General features: G+C 50.6%; 15 protein-coding genes, 1 pseudogene and 1 other annotated feature. Of the genes and pseudogenes, 3 read left to right on the top strand and 13 right to left on the bottom strand.

Annotation, left to right across the window (positions count from 1 at the left end; translation table 11 throughout):
• Nucleotides 1-8 precede the first annotated feature (8 nt).
• From RFF05_RS17270 to RFF05_RS17225, 10 genes are all read right to left on the bottom strand, one after another.
• A complete protein-coding gene (locus RFF05_RS17270) occupies nucleotides 9-581 on the bottom strand; it encodes a GNAT family N-acetyltransferase (RefSeq protein ID WP_409968245.1) in 573 nt (190 codons plus the stop codon).
• Entirely contained in the window at nucleotides 556-1,038 is a 483-nt protein-coding gene (gene rimI / locus RFF05_RS17265) for a ribosomal protein S18-alanine N-acetyltransferase (RefSeq protein ID WP_409968244.1), read from the bottom strand. Before rimI ends, RFF05_RS17270 begins: the two co-directional genes overlap by 26 nt.
• 7 nt (nucleotides 1,039-1,045) lie before the next feature.
• Entirely contained in the window at nucleotides 1,046-3,694 is a 2,649-nt protein-coding gene (gene polA, locus RFF05_RS17260; RefSeq protein WP_409968243.1) for a DNA polymerase I, read from the bottom strand.
• Between the two features lie 156 nt (nucleotides 3,695-3,850).
• Nucleotides 3,851-6,496 carry a valine--tRNA ligase gene (locus RFF05_RS17255; protein WP_409968242.1) on the bottom strand — a complete coding sequence of 882 codons (2,646 nt, stop codon included), beginning with the start codon at nucleotides 6,494-6,496 and terminating at the stop codon, nucleotides 3,851-3,853.
• Nucleotides 6,497-6,521: 25 nt separating this feature from the next.
• Nucleotides 6,522-7,052, bottom strand: coding sequence for a YcxB family protein (locus tag RFF05_RS17250; protein ID WP_409968241.1), 531 nt, complete (start codon nucleotides 7,050-7,052; stop codon nucleotides 6,522-6,524).
• Between the two features lie 46 nt (nucleotides 7,053-7,098).
• Nucleotides 7,099-7,334: a binding site (T-box leader), on the bottom strand.
• 89 nt (nucleotides 7,335-7,423) lie between these two features.
• Complete coding sequence (locus tag RFF05_RS17245) at nucleotides 7,424-7,630, bottom strand: DUF3343 domain-containing protein (protein WP_409970138.1); 207 nt, start codon at nucleotides 7,628-7,630, stop codon at nucleotides 7,424-7,426.
• Nucleotides 7,631-7,632: 2 nt separating this feature from the next.
• The gene (yedF, locus tag RFF05_RS17240; RefSeq protein ID WP_409968240.1) at nucleotides 7,633-8,217 is read right to left on the bottom strand and encodes a sulfurtransferase-like selenium metabolism protein YedF; all 585 of its coding nucleotides are present in this window, start codon (nucleotides 8,215-8,217) and stop codon (nucleotides 7,633-7,635) included.
• Nucleotides 8,218-8,297: 80 nt separating this feature from the next.
• On the bottom strand, nucleotides 8,298-9,005 hold the full coding sequence (gene sigE / locus RFF05_RS17235) for an RNA polymerase sporulation sigma factor SigE (RefSeq protein WP_409968239.1): 708 nt from the start codon (nucleotides 9,003-9,005) through the stop codon (nucleotides 8,298-8,300).
• Nucleotides 8,968-9,867 (bottom strand): sigma-E processing peptidase SpoIIGA, encoded by a 900-nt coding sequence (locus RFF05_RS17230; RefSeq protein WP_409968238.1) that lies wholly within the window; start codon nucleotides 9,865-9,867, stop codon nucleotides 8,968-8,970. Before RFF05_RS17230 ends, sigE begins: the two co-directional genes overlap by 38 nt.
• A gap of 268 nt (nucleotides 9,868-10,135) precedes the next feature.
• The gene (locus RFF05_RS17225; protein ID WP_409968237.1) at nucleotides 10,136-10,324 is read right to left on the bottom strand and encodes a DUF951 domain-containing protein; all 189 of its coding nucleotides are present in this window, start codon (nucleotides 10,322-10,324) and stop codon (nucleotides 10,136-10,138) included.
• A 102-nt stretch (nucleotides 10,325-10,426) separates the two neighbouring features.
• Here RFF05_RS17225 and RFF05_RS17220 point away from each other — a divergent pair, with 102 nt between their 5' ends.
• Nucleotides 10,427-11,350: a S1 RNA-binding domain-containing protein gene (locus RFF05_RS17220; protein ID WP_409968236.1), complete on the top strand. Its 924-nt coding sequence runs from the start codon at nucleotides 10,427-10,429 to the stop codon at nucleotides 11,348-11,350.
• Between the two features lie 67 nt (nucleotides 11,351-11,417).
• On the opposite strand, the gene RFF05_RS17215 is transcribed toward RFF05_RS17220, so the two are convergent.
• Nucleotides 11,418-12,683, bottom strand: coding sequence for a replication-associated recombination protein A (locus RFF05_RS17215; RefSeq protein ID WP_409968235.1), 1,266 nt, complete (start codon nucleotides 12,681-12,683; stop codon nucleotides 11,418-11,420).
• Between the two features lie 12 nt (nucleotides 12,684-12,695).
• A complete protein-coding gene (locus tag RFF05_RS17210; RefSeq protein ID WP_409968234.1) occupies nucleotides 12,696-12,980 on the bottom strand; it encodes a hypothetical protein in 285 nt (94 codons plus the stop codon).
• A gap of 232 nt (nucleotides 12,981-13,212) precedes the next feature.
• Here RFF05_RS17210 and RFF05_RS17205 point away from each other — a divergent pair, with 232 nt between their 5' ends.
• Nucleotides 13,213-14,088: a 4Fe-4S cluster-binding domain-containing protein gene (locus tag RFF05_RS17205; RefSeq protein WP_409968233.1), complete on the top strand. Its 876-nt coding sequence runs from the start codon at nucleotides 13,213-13,215 to the stop codon at nucleotides 14,086-14,088.
• A gap of 64 nt (nucleotides 14,089-14,152) precedes the next feature.
• Nucleotides 14,153-15,541 carry a dihydropyrimidinase gene (gene hydA, locus RFF05_RS17200; RefSeq protein WP_409968232.1) on the top strand — a complete coding sequence of 463 codons (1,389 nt, stop codon included), beginning with the start codon at nucleotides 14,153-14,155 and terminating at the stop codon, nucleotides 15,539-15,541.
• Nucleotides 15,542-15,603: 62 nt separating this feature from the next.
• Here the strand turns inward: hydA and RFF05_RS17195 are convergent.
• Nucleotides 15,604-17,957: pseudogene (locus RFF05_RS17195) on the bottom strand (homocysteine S-methyltransferase family protein).
• Nucleotides 17,958-17,964: the final 7 nt, after the last annotated feature.

The following is a 17,964-nucleotide window of genomic DNA, read 5'->3' as shown; positions in this document are numbered from 1 at the left end:
CCCACCCCTTATATCCAGTCCACTAGTGGCGCTGGTTCTGAGGATATGTCTGGAACAATCACATATTTTTCTAACTTTTCCTTGGAAAAGCTACGGACATACACCTGATAATACTGTTCCATTTTTAAATCTGCCCCCCAGTAAAAAATACTGTAGGCCACCCCAAAAATCCGAGTTCTAAAATCAGCAGTTTTGGCGTGGTTCCGACGATAAAACCCCAAGCGGCGCTCTGCCAAGGCAGGATTGGGCGCCAACGGGGGATATTCACTTTCGGCCACCAGCACCCACGTGGGGTAAATATCTTGAATTTGTTGCAAAATAACTTCCCCCAACCCTTCGTTACGGCGCAAAGGTGACACACACAGGTGGTCAATCAATGCCACCCCTTCCTCGCCTAGCCACAAAAAGCAAGCCCCAATGATGGTCTCGCCATCGAAAAAGCCATAGGGCAAATACTGGCCTTTTTCACCCATGTCCACCATGGCAGATAAGGGTTTTAGCTCCGCTGGCGGAAAGGCTTCCAGCAATAAATTCTCATAGGCCCAAGCAGTTTGCTCAGGATTTAATGGTTTCAGATTCATCAAAAAACTCCTTGGTCATCAAAATGGCATCCTCGGTGGGATGGCGATAATACCCTTTGCGGCGCCCCACACTGCGGAAGCCGCGGCTCCCATACAGCACAATGGCAGGGGCGTTAGACTCACGGACTTCTAATGTCAAAAATGCCAATCCGTTGCCCTCTGCAAAGTCCAAAAATACTTGCAACAACTTCCCAGCAACCCCTTTGCGGCGATGCTCTGGGAAGACGGCAATGTTGGTGATATACCCTTCGTCAATGATGACATGAAGCCCTGCATAGCCCACCACAGCCCCAGTTTCTGTATCGATAGCGGTTAAAAACGCAGCGCAAGCATTGTCCAATTCTTCCGCCAACGTCCGACGAGACCATGGCGTAGAGAAGCAAATTTGCTCTAAATGGGCGATTTCATCCAAATGCTCAGCGTGCATGGGCACGACAGCAATGTTGTTGTTTTCCATAATTTCCTTATCCTTTTGCAGATTTCCAATCCTTGCCCCAATGGGCTTGGGCGGTCAAGGGCACACTCCATTGGCACACCCCAGCCATTTCTTCTTCTAACAATCGTGCCACCAATTCCGCTTCTGCAGGTGGGCACTCTACAATCAATTCATCGTGGACTTGCAACACAAGACGGCCTTGCAATCCCTCTGCTTTCAACCGTTTCCAAACGGCAATCATCGCCAGCTTCATCACATCGGCGGCGGTGCCTTGGATGGGCATATTCAGCGCCACCCGTTCCCCAAAACTACGTTGGATGAAATTGGACGCAGACAGCTCTGGCAGATCACGACGACGGTGGTACAGCGTCTCCACGTATCCATCCACTTTCGCCTGTTCCACCACGTTTTTCATATAGGCACCAACCCCAGAAAACGTTTCCAAATAGGCTTGAATATACCCTTTTGCCTCAGCCACTGTGGAGGAAATGTCCTGTGACAAGGAGAATGGGGAAATGCCATAGACAATGCCAAAGTTCACCGCCTTAGCACGGCGACGGAGCTCGCTGGTCACGTCCTCTGGTGCTACATTGAACACTTGGGACGCGGTAGCGGTGTGAATATCGGTGCCAGAGGTGAAGGCGTTTGCCATCACTTCATCTTGCGCCATATGGGCCAACACACGAAGCTCGATTTGCGAATAGTCAGCGTCCACCAGCACCCAATCCTCTTGCCCCACAAACATACGGCGGATTTCACTCCCCAGCTCCGTTCGAGTAGGGATGTTTTGCAGGTTTGGTTCGGTGGAGGACAATCGACCTGTGGCGGTGACTGTCATTTGGAACGAGGAATGAATGCGCCCGTCGCTGGCGATGGCTTTGTACAAGCCGTCGGCATAGGTGGATTTCAACTTAGATAGCTGCCGATACGTCAGCACTTGGGATACAATCTCATGCTCGGCAGACAGTTTATCCAGCACTTCGGCATTGGTGGACCAGCCTGTTTTGGTTTTCTTCCCATGGGGCAAGCCCAGTTCGTCGAAGAGCACCACACCCAGTTGCCTGGGGGAGTTGATGTTAAATTCATGGCCTGCTTGGGCATAAATATCAGCTTCGGCGGTGTCAATCCGCTGAGACAGCATGGCAGAAAAGTCTTGCAGTGCCTTGCCATCCACCCCACAACCTACCTGCTCCATTTCAGCCAAAACCGTACAAAGTGGCAACTCTATCTCCAGCAACAGTTCCATTTGACCGTGTTCTTGCAACTTTTCAGAAGTAGTTTCGTAGAGGGCAGATACAGCGGTGGTATAACTGGCGAAAGCGGCGCAAGATTGGGCGTTGTCACCCAGCATTGAGAAGGCATCCGCCTCCAAATGGACAGGTTTTGGTAGTTCTGCGTTGTAATAAGCGGTAAAAAGCCGTGGCAATTCATATTTGCCAGCGGTGGCATCTAACAAATAGGCCGCCAAAGCGGTGTCGTAGACAAAGCCTTGGATGGGCAACTTATTTTCTAGCAACAAGCCCATCAAATCTTTCACATTATGAGCAACTTTTGCAATATCAACCGAGAAAACAGCGGTTATAAAGCCACCGAATTCCCCTTGATAGCCATCGAAAAACACTTGAGACAAAACACTTTCGTGTTCTCCTGTTTTACAGTCCACACACACGCCAGATAAATCTGGTAGCACGCTCACTGCCACCCATTTTGCCTCACGCCAACGCGCCAAAGCCGTTTCCCCTTGCTCTGCAGTGGTGATGGTCTCCATGGTGACATAGTGGTCTGCGGTTTGCTCTGGCATTTGGGTGACCCCAGTGTCTGGGCGCAGGTTCCACTTATCAATGAGCTTGGTAAATTCCAGTCGCAAAAACAGGGGATACAAGTCATCAGTGGGAGATTTCCGCAGGGCATCCTTGGGTGCAAATTCCAACGGCGCATTGGTGGCAATGGTGGCCAACCAATAGCTGTGACGGGCGTCTTGCTCCCCTTCTTGTAGCTTCTTAATCACACCGGGTTTGGCGTCGATTTCTGGCATGGCCGCATATAACTTTTCTACACTTTCATACTGATGAAGCAGGGTCATTGCGGTTTTTTCCCCAATTCCCTTCACCCCAGCAATGTTATCAGAGGCATCCCCCATGAGGGCTTTCAGGTCAATCATGTGGATGGGTGCAAAGCCGTAAGCTTCTTCAAAAACCGCCTTGTTCATGTCTTTGCTATCGCCTTTGCCAGTGGCAAGCTTCACCTTTGTTGTGGGGGTAATCAGCTGCAAGCTATCCTTATCCCCAGTCACCACCACGCACTCCCAACCTTGGCTTTCACACACGCGGGCAATGGTGCCAATCAGGTCATCCGCTTCCCAGCCAGCCATTTCGTAACGGGGGATTTGCATGGCATCTAGCACCTGTTTCAGAACGGGCATTTGCTGGCGCAATTCCTCATCCATTCCCTTTCGGGTGGCTTTGTAGGCACTGTCTGCTTCATGGCGGAAGGTGGGGGCATGGACGTCAAACGTGACGCACACTGCCTCGGGTTTTTCCTCGTCTAACAGCCGTTGCAGGGTGGTTAAAAAACCATAAATAGCATTGGTATGCAACCCTTCTTGGTTGGTCAGGGTACGGATGCCATAATAGGCACGATTGACAATGCTATTGCCATCAATGACCATCAATTTCATATCATTTCTCCATTTCAAAGGGGGTAATCTTCATTCTTAATTAGTATACCACGCAAACGCCTATACAAGCAAGATATTTCCCATAAATTCACACATTGTTGGTATATTACCAAAAAAATTGGCACCCCGTATAGGGTGCCAATTTTATCATTTCTCTTAGCCTTGCATTGCCTTAGCGGATTCTTCCAGCTTGGCAATCAATTCTTGGAATTTCACGATTTTTTCACGTTCGATGTTCACCACAGCTTCTGGAGCATTGGCAACGAATTTCTCGTTTTTCAGCTTGCCTTCCACGATGGACAGACCCTTTTTCGCCTTTTCCAGTTCCTTGTTGATGCGTTCTAGTTCCTTTTCAAAGTCCACCAGTTCGCTGAGGGGGATATAGGCATTGGCCTTTTGGGTGACGATGTTCACCAAGCCTTCCAAAGAAGCAGGGGCATCGGTACCAACGGTGACGGTTTCGCCATAAGCCAAACGGCTGATGAAGTGAGCACCTTGCTTATAGACTTCTGGCACGTCGGTAGCCAAAATAATGTCAGCCTTCTTAGAAGGTGGCACGTTCATTTCAGCGCGACGGTTACGGATGGCACGGATGGTATCCATCACCGCTTCCATGGCTTCGGCTTCAGCAGGGAAGTTCAGGTCTTCACGGTATTCAGGCCACTGGGCAGTCATCAAGAAGTCGGCAGTTTCGCCCACTTGACGGGGCAGTGCTTGCCAGATTTCTTCAGTGATGAAGGGCATGAAGGGGTGGAGCAGTTTCAGCACTTGTTGCAGCACGTAGCACAGCACGTTTTCAGCTGCCAGACGGCTTTCTTGATTGTCGCCATTCATACGGGTTTTGGTCAGTTCGATATACCAGTCGCAATAGGTGTCCCAGATAAAGTCGTACACCTTGGCAGAGGACACGCCAATTTCGTAGCTTTCCAGATTGTCGGTGGCTTCTTTCACCAGTTGGTTCAAACGGGTCAGCACCCACTTGTCTTCCATTTCCAGCTTTTCGGGAAGTTCACAAGTTTCGATGGTCAAGTTCATTTGCAGGAAGCGAGATGCGTTCCAGATTTTGTTGGCAAAGTTCCGCATGGCTTCGCACTTTTCAGTGAAGAAACGGGTGTCGTTACCAGGGCTGTTGCCAGTGATGAGGTTGAAGCGCAGTGCGTCAGCACCAAATTGCTCTGCCATCACTAGGGGGTCAATGCCGTTGCCCAAAGACTTGGACATTTTGCGACCCTTATCATCACGAACCAAGCCGTGAATCAGCACCTTGTCAAAGGGAATTTTCTTCATTTGGTGGCAACCAGAGAAAATCATACGAGCCACCCAGAAGAAGATGATATCATAGCCTGTCACCAGCACAGACGTGGGGTAATAGAAGTCCAAATCGTCAGCATTTTCTGCAGGCCAACCCAAGGTGGAGAAGGGCCACAGGGCAGAGCTGAACCAAGTGTCTAGCACGTCTTCATCACGGGTCAGGTGTTCACAGCCACACTTTTCGCACTTGGTGGGATCGTCTTTAGACACATTGATGTGACCGCAGTCGTCGCAGTACCAAGCGGGAATTTGGTGCCCCCACCACAGTTGACGAGAGATACACCAATCGTGGACATTTTCCATCCAATTGGTATAGGTTTTGGTGAAACGATCAGGAACAAATTCCACTTCCCCATCTTGCACCACACGGAGGGCTTCTTCAGCCAGAGGCTCCATTTTCACAAACCATTGTGGAGAAATCAAAGGTTCCACATCGTTGTGGCAACGGTAACAGGTGCCCACGTTATGGGCGTAGTCTTCGGCTTTCACCAAGAAACCTTGTTCTTCCAAATCCTTCACAATTTGCTTGCGGCATTCGTAGCGTTCCATGCCAGCGTATGGCCCACCCAGTTCGTTGATGGTGCCGTTGTCAGCGATGACACGGATGACTTCCAAATTGTGACGCAGACCCACTTCAAAGTCGTTGGGGTCGTGGGCAGGGGTCATTTTCACGGCGCCAGTACCGAAGCCCAGTTCCACGTAATCGTCAGCCACAATGGGGATTTCACGGTTCATAATGGGCAGGATGCAGGTCTTACCCACCAAGTGTGCAAAGCGTTCATCTTCGGGGCTGACAGCCACACCAGAGTCGCCCATCATGGTTTCAGGACGGGTGGTGGCCACGGTCAAGAAGCCAGAACCGTCGGTCAAGGGATAGTTGATATACCACATATGACCGGGCTTATCTTGGTATTCCACTTCCGCGTCAGACAGAGCGGTGGTACATTGAGGGCACCAGTTGATGATGCGGCTGCCCTTGTAAATCAGGCCTTCGTCATACATTTGGCAGAAGGCTTCACGGACAGCCTTGGAACAGCCGTCGTCCATGGTGAAGCGAGAACGGCTCCAGTCGCAGGATACGCCCATCTTCTTTTGTTGTTCCACGATGCGGTTGCCGTAGGTTTCTTTCCATTCCCACACACGCTTCAAAAACTTTTCACGACCCAAATCATAACGGGTCAAGCCTTCTTTTTCGCGCAGTTGTTCTTCCACCTTGATTTGGGTGGCGATACCAGCGTGGTCGGTGCCGGGGAGCCACAGGGTGGAGAAGCCTTGCATCCGCTTAAAACGGGTCAAAATATCTTGCAAGGTGCAGTCCAAGGCGTGACCCATATGGAGTTGACCTGTCACGTTGGGGGGTGGCATCACGATGGAGAAAGGCTTTTTGCTACGGTCAGGGTCGCCGTTGAAGCAGTCACCGTCCATCCAAGCTTGGTAGATTTTTTCTTCCACCTGCTGGGGTTCGTAAATCTTTGGCAGTTCTTTTTTCATTGTATATTCCTCTATTTCCTAGTTTTTAACACTTAAATTGTTCCACTTTGCAACCATATTGGGTTTCCATCATGACGCGGAAAGCATCCACACTGGGCAGGTCTTCTTTGGGAATGAGATAGCCTTGGCGCTCCGCCTCAGACGTAAAAAGCACGAACAATGTTTTGCCTTCTGCTACACATTTCACCTCATCAAAGGTAAAGCGGCTATATCCAGTGGCATTTTCCACCACCATACCAGACTTATCGAAGGTGAATCGCATGAATTCAACCCCTTTTGGTCGAGCTTGGTAACTTTGTTGCCCCATAATGCGGTAATGCCACACAGCGGCAACCAAATACCACAACCCCACAATGCAGGACATGGCCACTAGCCACAAAGCCCCACCAGATTGGTACGTCAAGGCACTGATGACCACCCCAAAGGTGCCAAGGACAACGTTGAAAATCCGCCGTCTGCGTCCCTTGGGATTGGGGTAAATCTTGCTGGCAATGCGATTGAATATCGTCATTTGTTGGACAGTATAGCTGGTTGTAAATTGCAAAATTTGTTGCATAAACCCTCCTGACTTGTATAAAAAAACGCCCTGAACCCTTTCTAGGGTTCAGGGCGAACAAAACTTGTCCGTGGTACCACCTGATTCGGATTGAAACCAATCCGCACTCTGCCGACACGTTACATGTCGCTTCCCGATAACGAGGGAAATCCGTTGCCACCTACTATCACTTCAGCGCAATGCTCCAAGAGGACTTCTCTGCCACCGTCTCAAGCGTTTACACCAGCCACGCTCTCTCTTTGCTTCGGGTTTGCAGATACTCATTCTTATCATCGCAATTCCATATGGTGACAGTATACTATAGGTAACAACAGCTTGTCAAGATGTATTCTATAGAAATCACAGGAGACGGACAGCCGCAAAGGCTGTTCCTAGGAAATATTGTGGATTTCAAACATATTGAACAACCCCTCAGTCAACAAAGCACTCGCTCGTTCCACATCGGCGGTGGCAATCTTCAAGGCAATGCCACAAGAGGCGCTGATATGCCGTGGCGTGGGCATCACCACAAAGGACACAATCCCTGCCAACGCTTTTTGCGCCACCATGGCGCTGTGGGTATTTTCAAAGACAATCACCCTCAAAGGCTCATCACCTTGGAACACCCCTCTAATTTAGACACGATTTCATACATATTGGACACCTGCCCCACAGGGTTTTCAAGGCCGAAGAAATTGAGACACGTGCCACACACCAACACTTCTACTCCACGGTCTAATAAGGTTTGCAAATGGGCTTTCACTTGGTCATTTTCCGTGGCCAACCACACCCCTCCATTCATCAAGCAAATGGCAGCTGGAGGATTGTCTGAGGCAGCAAGGGTATAGAAAAACATAGCCATCAAGTTGGCGCCCAGCTGGTCATCTCCACTGCCTAGCACCTCTTTGGTGCAAAACACCCCATGCGTGCCTGTGGTGGGCAGTTCCATCAATTCACAAGCTGGACACGCCACCGCATCCCCAAATTGCAACGTCACAGCAAAGCCGCCTTGGATGGTTTCCACATCATAATGACCGCCCAAATGGGTGGCAAAACGGCGGAGATTTTCACAGGCAATGGCATTGTCCACCTCAGTGCGAATATGGCGCTCCCCTTGGTCGTAGGCGTTTTTTGTCCAAATGACTGGAATGGGACAAGTTTGACCCTTGGCAAAAATCTCTTTCATGGCGTTATCCTCCTTAAAGTTGCACGGTTTCTTTTATTTTACACCGCCAACCCTGCATCGTCAAGGACAAGATAGAACGGTTACGACAAGCGTATCATTTCTTTCCGTAGCCGCGATATAATCCGCTTTTCCAAGCGAGAAATATAAGACTGAGAAATGCCCATTTCTTCGGCCACCTCCTTTTGTGTTCGCTCTTCTCTGCCCCCAAGGCCAAAGCGGAGGGTGATAATCTCCTGTTCTCTCGCTGGCAGTACTGACAGCGCCTGCGACAGCAAGCTTCGCTCCACCGCTTCTTCAATAGGGCGCACCACTGTGTCAGCATCGGTGCCCAGCACATCTGAAAGTAGCAACTCATTACCATCCCAATCGGTGTTCAACGGCTCATCGATGGACACTTCGCTTTTTCCTTTTGCCGTTTTGCGCAGGTGCATTAAAATCTCATTTTCAATGCACCGCGAGGCATAAGTGGCCAACTTGATATTCTTATCGAGCCGATAGGTACCAATGGCTTTGATCAGCCCAATGGTGCCGATGGAAATCAAATCTTCAATGTTGATACCGGTGTTTTCAAACCGCCGTGCAATGTACACCACCAGCCGCAAATTATGCTCAATGAGCTCTTTACGCGCCGCTTCGTTGCCTTCTAAATGCGCTAGCAATTCCCCTTCTCGTTGGCGGTTTAGTGGCGGCGGCAAGGTGTCGCTGCCACCGATATAATGCACCCCCGACTGGGGCAACACGCCCCAACACCTAAGCCTTGTTTGTAGCTTCCACAGCAGTTGTTTCATTCCCTGCCCCTTTCTGCCCCCACAGGGCGCTATATCCGTTTCCCAGCGAATTGGGCGACAGTGCAATGACCAAATTCTCAAGTCGCTCATTGCCTATTTCCACTTCCTCGCAGGCAATACCCACCAAAAAGCCACTGCCCACCCCCACACTTTGATAGGGGATCAGTCGTGGTGACACCCCCAATTGTTGCAGCTGTGATAGCAATGGAATGGGATTCGCCACACGGCTAGGCGTCAGCCATTGCCCCACCTCTTTTGACCATAATGTTGCCACGGCCGCCGCCTCTACCACCAGCACGCTCCGCCCTGTGGCGCAGTCTTTGAGTGTATTTCCCGTGTCGTACAACGCAAGTATTTCCACTTTACACCCTTCGTGAGAAATTGTCACTGGCAATAACAACCCATCTAACCCTTTTCGTCCAGCGGCAAAGAACACCAGCCGTATCAATCCATAGCCCACAACTGCCGCAACCAACAACGCACCTGTGGAAATATCCGTGTAGAAAACCCCTGCCATTTGGGCGATTGCGTATCCCGAGACCATGCCAAGACCCAATACACCCCCTGCCATAGCACACGATAGCCCCAAAAACACAAGCCCCAGTCGCACCCACTGTCTTTGCCCCCAAAAAGCAACTAAAATAAGCGCTATAAAGGCAAAACACTTGCCACCAATTCCACCTAGCCACAGTGGTGTCCATGGCAAAAACACTGCCACTGCATACACGCCACCTACCACAGCGCCCAGCCAATATCGCCAGCGCACCAGTCCCAAACCAGACAGCCGCGCCGTACACAATAGCAGCCAATAATCCATCAACGTGTTCATCACAAACACGCTGTCTAAGTACACAATTTGCACTCCCATCCCCCCTTGATACCAGTATAGACAAGGTTTTGCGAAAAGACAGTCGAAGGAAGGAACGCGTTTTCATTCTATCCAAACGCAAATGTAGGGAATGGTCAAGACCATTCCCTACACATCATGTAATTGTGTGCCACGGCGAAATATATCACATAGCCAAGTAGGGCAACACCATGGATGCCAACATGGCCACAACCAGCACAATCACCAAAGCCATAGCAATGGCTCGTGTAAATTTCTTCGACATACAATCAACTTCCTTTCTTTACTCTGAGGTTCGCTGCGCCACAGAGCGAATGCTTTTTTCCACCTTAAAGCGTGGCAACATCAACTCATGGCCACAGCCATCACAGCGAATTTTAATATCCATACCCACCCGCAGTATCTTCCACGTGGTGCTACCGCAGGGGTGTGTTTTTTTCAATGTTACGGTGTCACCAATTCTCAAATCCAACTTCTTGTCCTCCTGTCAACCAAACACCTTGCAGTGCATATACTGCAGTATCTACCTCTTTTAAAAAAAACCGCCATCACTGGCAGATTGGACTGTATCATCATGGACACAAACCGCCCTTACTTACCAGAAGGCTACGTCCCAAGTAGCCCCCTCTCCTCTGCTCAAATCACCCAGGCCTTCGATGCCCAGACCATAGTTTCCGCACGCCCCAATCGTTGCGACACCCAACATAATTTGCACTTTCAATTGGGTGCCGTCACAGGCATCATGTCCCCAAATCAGGTCTCTGCTCCATGGGTTAGCGGTGCTGGGCGAGACATTGCCTTGCTCTCTCGAGTGGGCAAAGAAACCTGTTTCCACGTGGAATCTCTCACCACCGATGACGCTGGTCACACCGTAGCGCAACTCTCTCGCAAATCCGTCCAAGAACAAGCCATGACCCATCTTTTATCCACCTTAGCAGTGGGCGATGTTTTGCCTGCCGTGGTAACCCATCTGGCAAGCTTTGCCGCCTTTGTGGACATCGGCTGTGGCATTGTGGCGCTGATGCCCATCTCTTGCAGTGGGGTCTCTCGCATCGTCCACCCCAAAGATCGGTTCACCGTGGGTCAAAACCTAAAAGTGGTGGTCACTGCTTTTGATAAGGACACCCGCCGCATCACCGTCTCTCACAAAGAGCTTCTTGGCTCATGGATGGAAAACGCCAGTTACTTTTCCGCTGGTGACACTGTCCAAGGGGTAGTACGAAGCGTAAAGCCCTACGGCTGTTTCATCGAGCTCACCCCCAACTTATCTGGCCTCACCGACGTGACCGACGGCATCCAAGTTGGGGACTGGGTCAGCGTGTACATTAAGAGTATACGACCTGAGGTGATGAAAATCAAGCTACAAATCATACAAACCATTCCTACTCCACCAGAGGGAATTCCAATTCGCTATGCCATCACTGATGGACATATTGAAAATTGGCAGTATGCGCCGCCCAATTATGTGGGGGACACGGTAAAAAGTCAATTGATATAAAGGGGAACGGCGAGGGCAAGCCCCTCTGTGTAGGGCGGGGGCTTGCCCCCGCCGTCGTATTCTCCAATCATTCACCTTTAATCCCCTCCCAATATCGCTGGGCGGCTTGTTCGGTTTTATTCTCGCCATAGTGGTAATATTGGGTGCCTACCAAATTGTCAGGCAGATATTGTTGCGCCACCCAACGGTTGGGGTACACATGGGGGTATTTGTAAGTTTGGGTGGGCTTTTGCCCCTGAGAATCTGCGTGGACGTTTTGCAAATGACGGGGAATGTCCCCCACTTTGCCCCGTTTTACATCGGCCATGGCGGCAATGATGGCATCGTGGGCGGTGTTGGACTTGGGGGCGGTGGCCAGTAACACCGCCGCCTCCGCCAAAGGCAATCGCGCCTCTGGCAAGCCAATTTGCAACGCACTGTCCACGCAAGCCTTGGTCACCACAATGGCTTGGGGATAGGCAAGACCAATGTCCTCTGCCGCAATCACCAGCAACCGCCGACAGGGGGAGATTAAATCCCCAGCTTCTAGCAACCGTGCCAGATAATAAATGGCGGCATCGGGGTCAGACCCACGGATGGACTTTTGTAGTGCCGACAGCAAATCATAGTGGGCATCCCCTTCACGGTCATAGCGCATAGCAGAGCGCTGGGCAAGCTGCTCAGCATCCTCACAGGTGAGGGTGACCGCCCCTTGCTTGGCTTCAGTGCAATCGTAAAGTAGTTCCAGTGCCGTGATGGCTTTGCGCACGTCACCGCCACAAGCCATAGCCACTTGGGCTGGCACCCCTTCTTCCCATGTCAGTGGAAGGGGGGCTTTTTCTTGCAACATGGACAGGCCACGACGCACAGCCACCTCTACATCTTCCGCCACCAAGGGCTTAAACTCAAAGACTGTGCTGCGCGATAGCAAGGCATTGTACACGTAGAAATATGGATTTTCCGTGGTGGATGCAATCAGCGTCAGCTTGCCATTTTCCATAAACTCCAGTAAACTTTGCTGTTGCTTTTTATTAAAATACTGAATTTCGTCCAAGTAGAGCAAAATACCGTTGGGCGCCAACAAGGTGTCCACATCGGCAATGATGTCTTTGATGTCTTGCAGGGACGCCGTGGTGGCATTGAGCCGATAGAGCCGCTTCTTGGTTTGGGCGGCGATGAGATTGGCCACGGTGGTTTTCCCTGTGCCCGATGGGCCATAGAACACCAGATTGGCACTGGTGCCTTGTTCAATGAGTCGCCGTAACACAGCACCCTTTGCCAGTAAATGCCCTTGCCCCACCACATCTTCTAAAGATTTGGGGCGGATTGCGTCAGCCAATGGTGTTGCCATCATGCCACCCCCTTCTTATAATCCCAGCAGTTGGCGCACCACAACGGCGGCGCACCCTAGCAATAGCAACGTCATGGCACTTTGACCCCAAAGATTGTTATAATTGATATCCGCTTCCCTTTTTTCTGCTGGGTAGCACAAAATAGAAGCCTCTGTCCACAGGGCAATCCCTAGCGCCAACACCAGCACACTATAGCCCACCACCATGGGCGCAAGGAACTGTAAGCAAGCCAAATAGGCCAGCAAGCCAACGCCAGAGGCAATGCTTCCTCTGTCCAATTGTTTTTTCGTTTGAAACATGGGTGTGACCCCTCACTTTTCACAATTCTTAGTTGCATTGTACCAGATTTCATACAATCTGTACAGCGTTCCCCCTTGATTTTCCATGAATTTCTCGTTTTAGTCATAAAAATTTCATAAATACTCTTGAAAAATAGTGCGTTTTGCTTTAAAATATAATTTAGATTATGCTGTGATTTCACATTTTGATAATTCCCGCTTGGGCATTCTACTTCGAGAGGCCGATTTAACCATGAATTACCCCTACAAAACCCGAGAAGGTGGCGCCACCGTCACCATTTTTGTCCCCTATGACTGTCGCAATAACTGTCCCTTTTGCATCAACAAAGAAGAATATGCCGACTGCACAGGCTTCTCTGTAGAAGCCATTTGCAAAAGCATTGCCGTGATGGATGCCATCACCCCTCACTGTGACTTTGTGTTCACTGGCGGCGAACCCTTAGACAATTTGTCTGCCTTGCAAACCATGCTGGACTGTATTCCCACCACCCATAAAGTCTACATCAACACCACGCTGCCTGTTTCTGAACACCAATCGGCAAAAGATGTGTTGTCCTTTTTGGCGCGCAATAAACAAAAAATCACCTGCGTGAACATCTCTCGCCATATGCAAAAATATGTCCAAGAGTCCAACGACGATTTGTTACCATGTCTAGAGGTGCCCTTCCGCATCAACTGCGTCCTCTACAAGCACTATCCCAGCCAAGAGCTGGTGCCCTATGTGGAGCGATTTTTGCCCATCAAAGGTGCCAACATCCAATTCCGTTTCGACTACACCGAAACCACACCAGACAACCTCTACGAAGAAGCCAACGACCGCATTTTGCAAGATTTGAAAGGCATTGCCCCCTTCTCTGGACTGGATGGCTGTCGTATGCGCTGTGGCTTCCACTTTGACTACAAAGGCATGGAATTGACTTACCACAAAACCCTGCCCTACTCCACCATCATCGAAACCGATGACGCTGGACAAACCTTCGCCATTTTATACGACATTCTCATCAAGCAGACTGGTGCCATTCATGGCGACTGGGATGGAACCGTACTAGATGTGGAACGCTATAAGCAGGTTACCTTTGAACCATACGATTTAAAATATTTGAAATAAGTAAAAAGGGACGGATTGTATCCGTCCCTTTTTGCAAACCCACCACACAAAAGGAGGCCTTCCCATGAAACGATTGCTCCAAGGCGGCACCATTGTCACAGGCCACAGCACCCGTAAGGCTGATGTATTGATAGACGGCGAAACCATTGCCAAAATCGCCTCCACCATCTCTCCTGATCAGGCAGAAGTGGTGGAAGATGTGACAGGCTGTTACCTCTTCCCCGGTTTTATTGATGCCCACACCCACTTTGATTTACCTGTTTGCGGCACCATCACGGCTGATGATTTCGCCTCTGGGTCTTTGGCTGCCATTGCTGGTGGCACCACCACTGTGGTGGATTTCGCCACACCAAACAAAGGCGAAAGCCTGCAATTCGGGCTAGACACTTGGATGGCAAAGGCAGAAGGAACCTCTCACTGCGACTATAGCTTCCACATGACCATCGACGATTGGAACCCCTCTATCCAAGCGGAAATCCCCAAAATGTTTGAACAAGGGATTTCCTCATTTAAAATGTATCTCACCTATCCTGCCATGATGATTGGAGACGGTGCGGTGTACGAAGGGTTGCAACAAGTGTCCGCTTTGGGCGGTCTGGTGGGTGTTCACTGCGAAAACGCTGGGGTCATCGACGCGCGGATTGCCCAGTTCAAAGCCGCCGGCGACACCGCCCCTACCTTCCATCCCAAAAGCCGTCCTGCCGCCTTGGAAGCCGAAGCTGTCAGCCGATTGCTCCGCATTGCACAGGTGGCGGATAGCCCTGTGATGGTGGTGCATTTGACCAACAGCGATGCCATGGCAGAGGTGCAAACCGCTCGCAAACGGGGGCAAACTGTGTTTGTGGAAACCTGCCCCCACTATCTGGTGCTAGATGAAACCGTCTACGACCAAGCGCCATTCATTGAGGCCGCCAAGTATATTTGCGCCCCACCCATCCGCCACAAAGACAACCAAGATGTGCTGTGGAAAGCCATGGGTCGTGGTCAAATCCAAACCATCGGCTCTGACCACTGCGCCTTCACCTTAGACCAGCACATGGTGGGCGATGGTGACTTCTCCAAAACCCCTGGCGGTCTGCCTAGTGTAGAGTATCGCGGTGTTTTACTCTACTCCTACGGCGTGGCAACAGGGAAAATCACCCTGTCTCAAATGTGCCGTGTGCTGTCGGAAAACCAAGCCAAGCTGTACGGGATGTACCCCAAAAAAGGGGCTTTGCAAGTGGGCAGTGACGCAGACATTGTGGTCTATGACACCAACGCCCACACCACCATCACCCATGATGCCAGCCACAGCGCCGCTGGCTACAGCCCTTATGATGGGTTTAAAACTGTGGGCTCTATCCGCCAAGTCTACCTCCGCGGGCAATTGAAAGCACACGGCGACACCATTGCCTCCTCCCCTGACGGCAAGTTCCAAAAACGTGGCAAAAGCCAATGGAAAACCAAAAAATAAGTTTTTCAACACAAAACACCGTACCATGGAATCCATTCTCCATGGTGCGGTGTTCTTATCATTTATAAAATCTTCTCCAACAAATCCACAGTGACCATGGCATCTGCCACATAGTGGTTGGCATTGATTTTTTCAGCATAGTCTGCCGTGAGTACGGCACCCCCTACCAAAATAGGGCAGTCAATGCCGTTGCCTTTTAGTAAGCTGATGGTTTTTTCCATAGACACCACTGTTGTGGTCATCAACGCACTCAATCCCACCGCTTTTGGCTTATGTGTTTGGCAGGCTTCTAGCACCATTTGTGCTGGTACATCCCGACCCAAATCGATAATTTGATAGCCGTAGCTTTCCAAAACCACCTTGACAATGTTCTTGCCAATGTCGTGAATATCCCCTTCCACCGTGGCCATCACGATGGGGCCTTTGGTAGTAGTGCCATCTTGGAAGGTCTCTTTCACCACGGCGAAGGCCTCCTTAGCCGCCTCTGCCGATTGAATCAGCTGGGGCAAGAAAATCTCCCCTGTGTCATAGTCCTTGCCCACTTGATTCAACGCAGGAATGAGGATTTCGTTGACTACAGTGAGCCCATCTTGGGTCTCTAGCGCACGCAAGGTAGCAACCTTGGCTTCTTCCTTGCGCCCATGGAGCACTGCATCGGTCAAAGAGATTTCTACCTCCGTGCTCACCACAATAGTGGCAGGCTTATTGCCTTGGCGTTGGATGTAGTCTACCGCGTCCACATCATAATAGCGCAGAACATTGAAGGCAGAAATGGCATCCATCAGTTCACTGTCCAAAGGGTTAATAATGGGCAAATCCAAACCACAGGTCATGGCCATGGTCAAAAAGGTTTTGTTCAGTAATGGTCGATTGGGTAGCCCAAAAGACACATTGCTGACCCCCAGCACCGTGTGCACGCCCAACTGTTTCACCAGTCGCACCGCTTCACAGGTTTCCATCACCTCCGCCTGTTGGGCAGAGGCGGTCAGCACCAAGCAATCGATGATGATGTCCTCTTTGCCGATGCCATAGGTGGCAGCGGTGTCGATGATGGTTTTGGCGATGGCAAGGCGGTCTTGTGCTTTGGCTGGAATGCCGTTTTTATCCAGCGTCAAGCCGATGACCACACCGCCGTATTTTTTCACAATGGGGAAAATCTCTGCCATTACCTCTGCCTTGCCGTTGACGGAGTTAATCAAAGGCTTGCCATTATATAGGCGGCACCCCACCTCAATGGCGGCGGCATTGGAGCTATCGATTTGCAACGGCACTGTCAATGACGCTTGCAGCAGTGGAATCACTTCCCCATGACCTTGGGCTCGTCTAAGTCAGGCAAGCCTACATTTACATCCAGCACATGGGCGCCAGCTTCTTCTTGGGCAATGCCTTCGGTGACCAAGGTTTCGTATTCCCCAGCCAAGAGAGCCGCCTTCATTTTCTTTTTCCCAGTGGGGTTCAACCGCTCCCCACAGACCACAATATGATCCCCAAAGGTGACGGTGGTATTGCCACTGGACACACGGGTTTTCTTGGTAATTTGCCGTGGTGCCACAGCCTTTGGCAAGGTGTCAGCAAGCAAGTTGATAAACGCTGGTGTGGTGCCACAGCACCCACCCACAACGGCCACGCCCTTGCCCACATGGACAGCCACTTCACGGGCAAAGGTTTCCTTATCCAGACCAAAACAGGTTTTACCATCTACTAAAAATGGCAGTCCAGCGTTGGGTTGCATCATCACAGGCAGGGTAGTATTGGCTAAGATTTCGTTGATAATGGGGGTCAATTCAACAGGCCCTAAAGAACAGTTGACCCCAAGGGCATCTACCCCCAACCCTTCTAGCACGGTGACCATGGTCAAGGGGTCACAGCCAGCCAAAGTGCGCCCATTGGCTTCGTAGGTCATGGTGACAAACACAGGCAAATCGCTGTGCTCTTTCACTGCCAAAACCCCTGCCTTCACCTCATAGATATCGGTCATGGTTTCCAGTAGCACCAAGTCCACTTGGTCGCCAGCCAACTTCACCTGTTGGGCAATCAAATCATACGCGTCTTCAAAAGACAACTCCCCCATGGGTGCAAGCAATTGCCCGATGGGGCCAATGTCTAAGGCGATGTAGCAAGGCTTGCCATAGGATTTTTTTGCTGCCTTGGCATTGTCAATGGCCGCTTGCAAAATGGTTGCAAAGCCGTATTGGCTCTCTGCCATTTTCAAAGGGTTGCAGCCAAAGGTGTTGGTAGAAATCACCTGCGCCCCAGCTTCTAAATAGGCAAGGTGGATGGACTGCACCAGCTCTGGCTGGGTGATGTTCAATTCTTCGGGGATGTCCCCTGCTTTCAGCCCCAAGGCTTGCAATTGGGTGCCAAAGCCGCCGTCAAAAATAAGCAGTTCTTTGCCCAAGGTTTGTTTTAAATTCATTTGCATA

The organism is Bengtsoniella intestinalis, from assembly GCF_039719005.1.
Classification (GTDB): domain Bacteria; phylum Bacillota; class Clostridia; order Oscillospirales; family Oscillospiraceae; genus Oscillibacter; species Oscillibacter intestinalis.
Note: the sequence above shows the minus strand (reverse complement) of the source record. Positions and strands in the feature narration are given on the sequence as shown.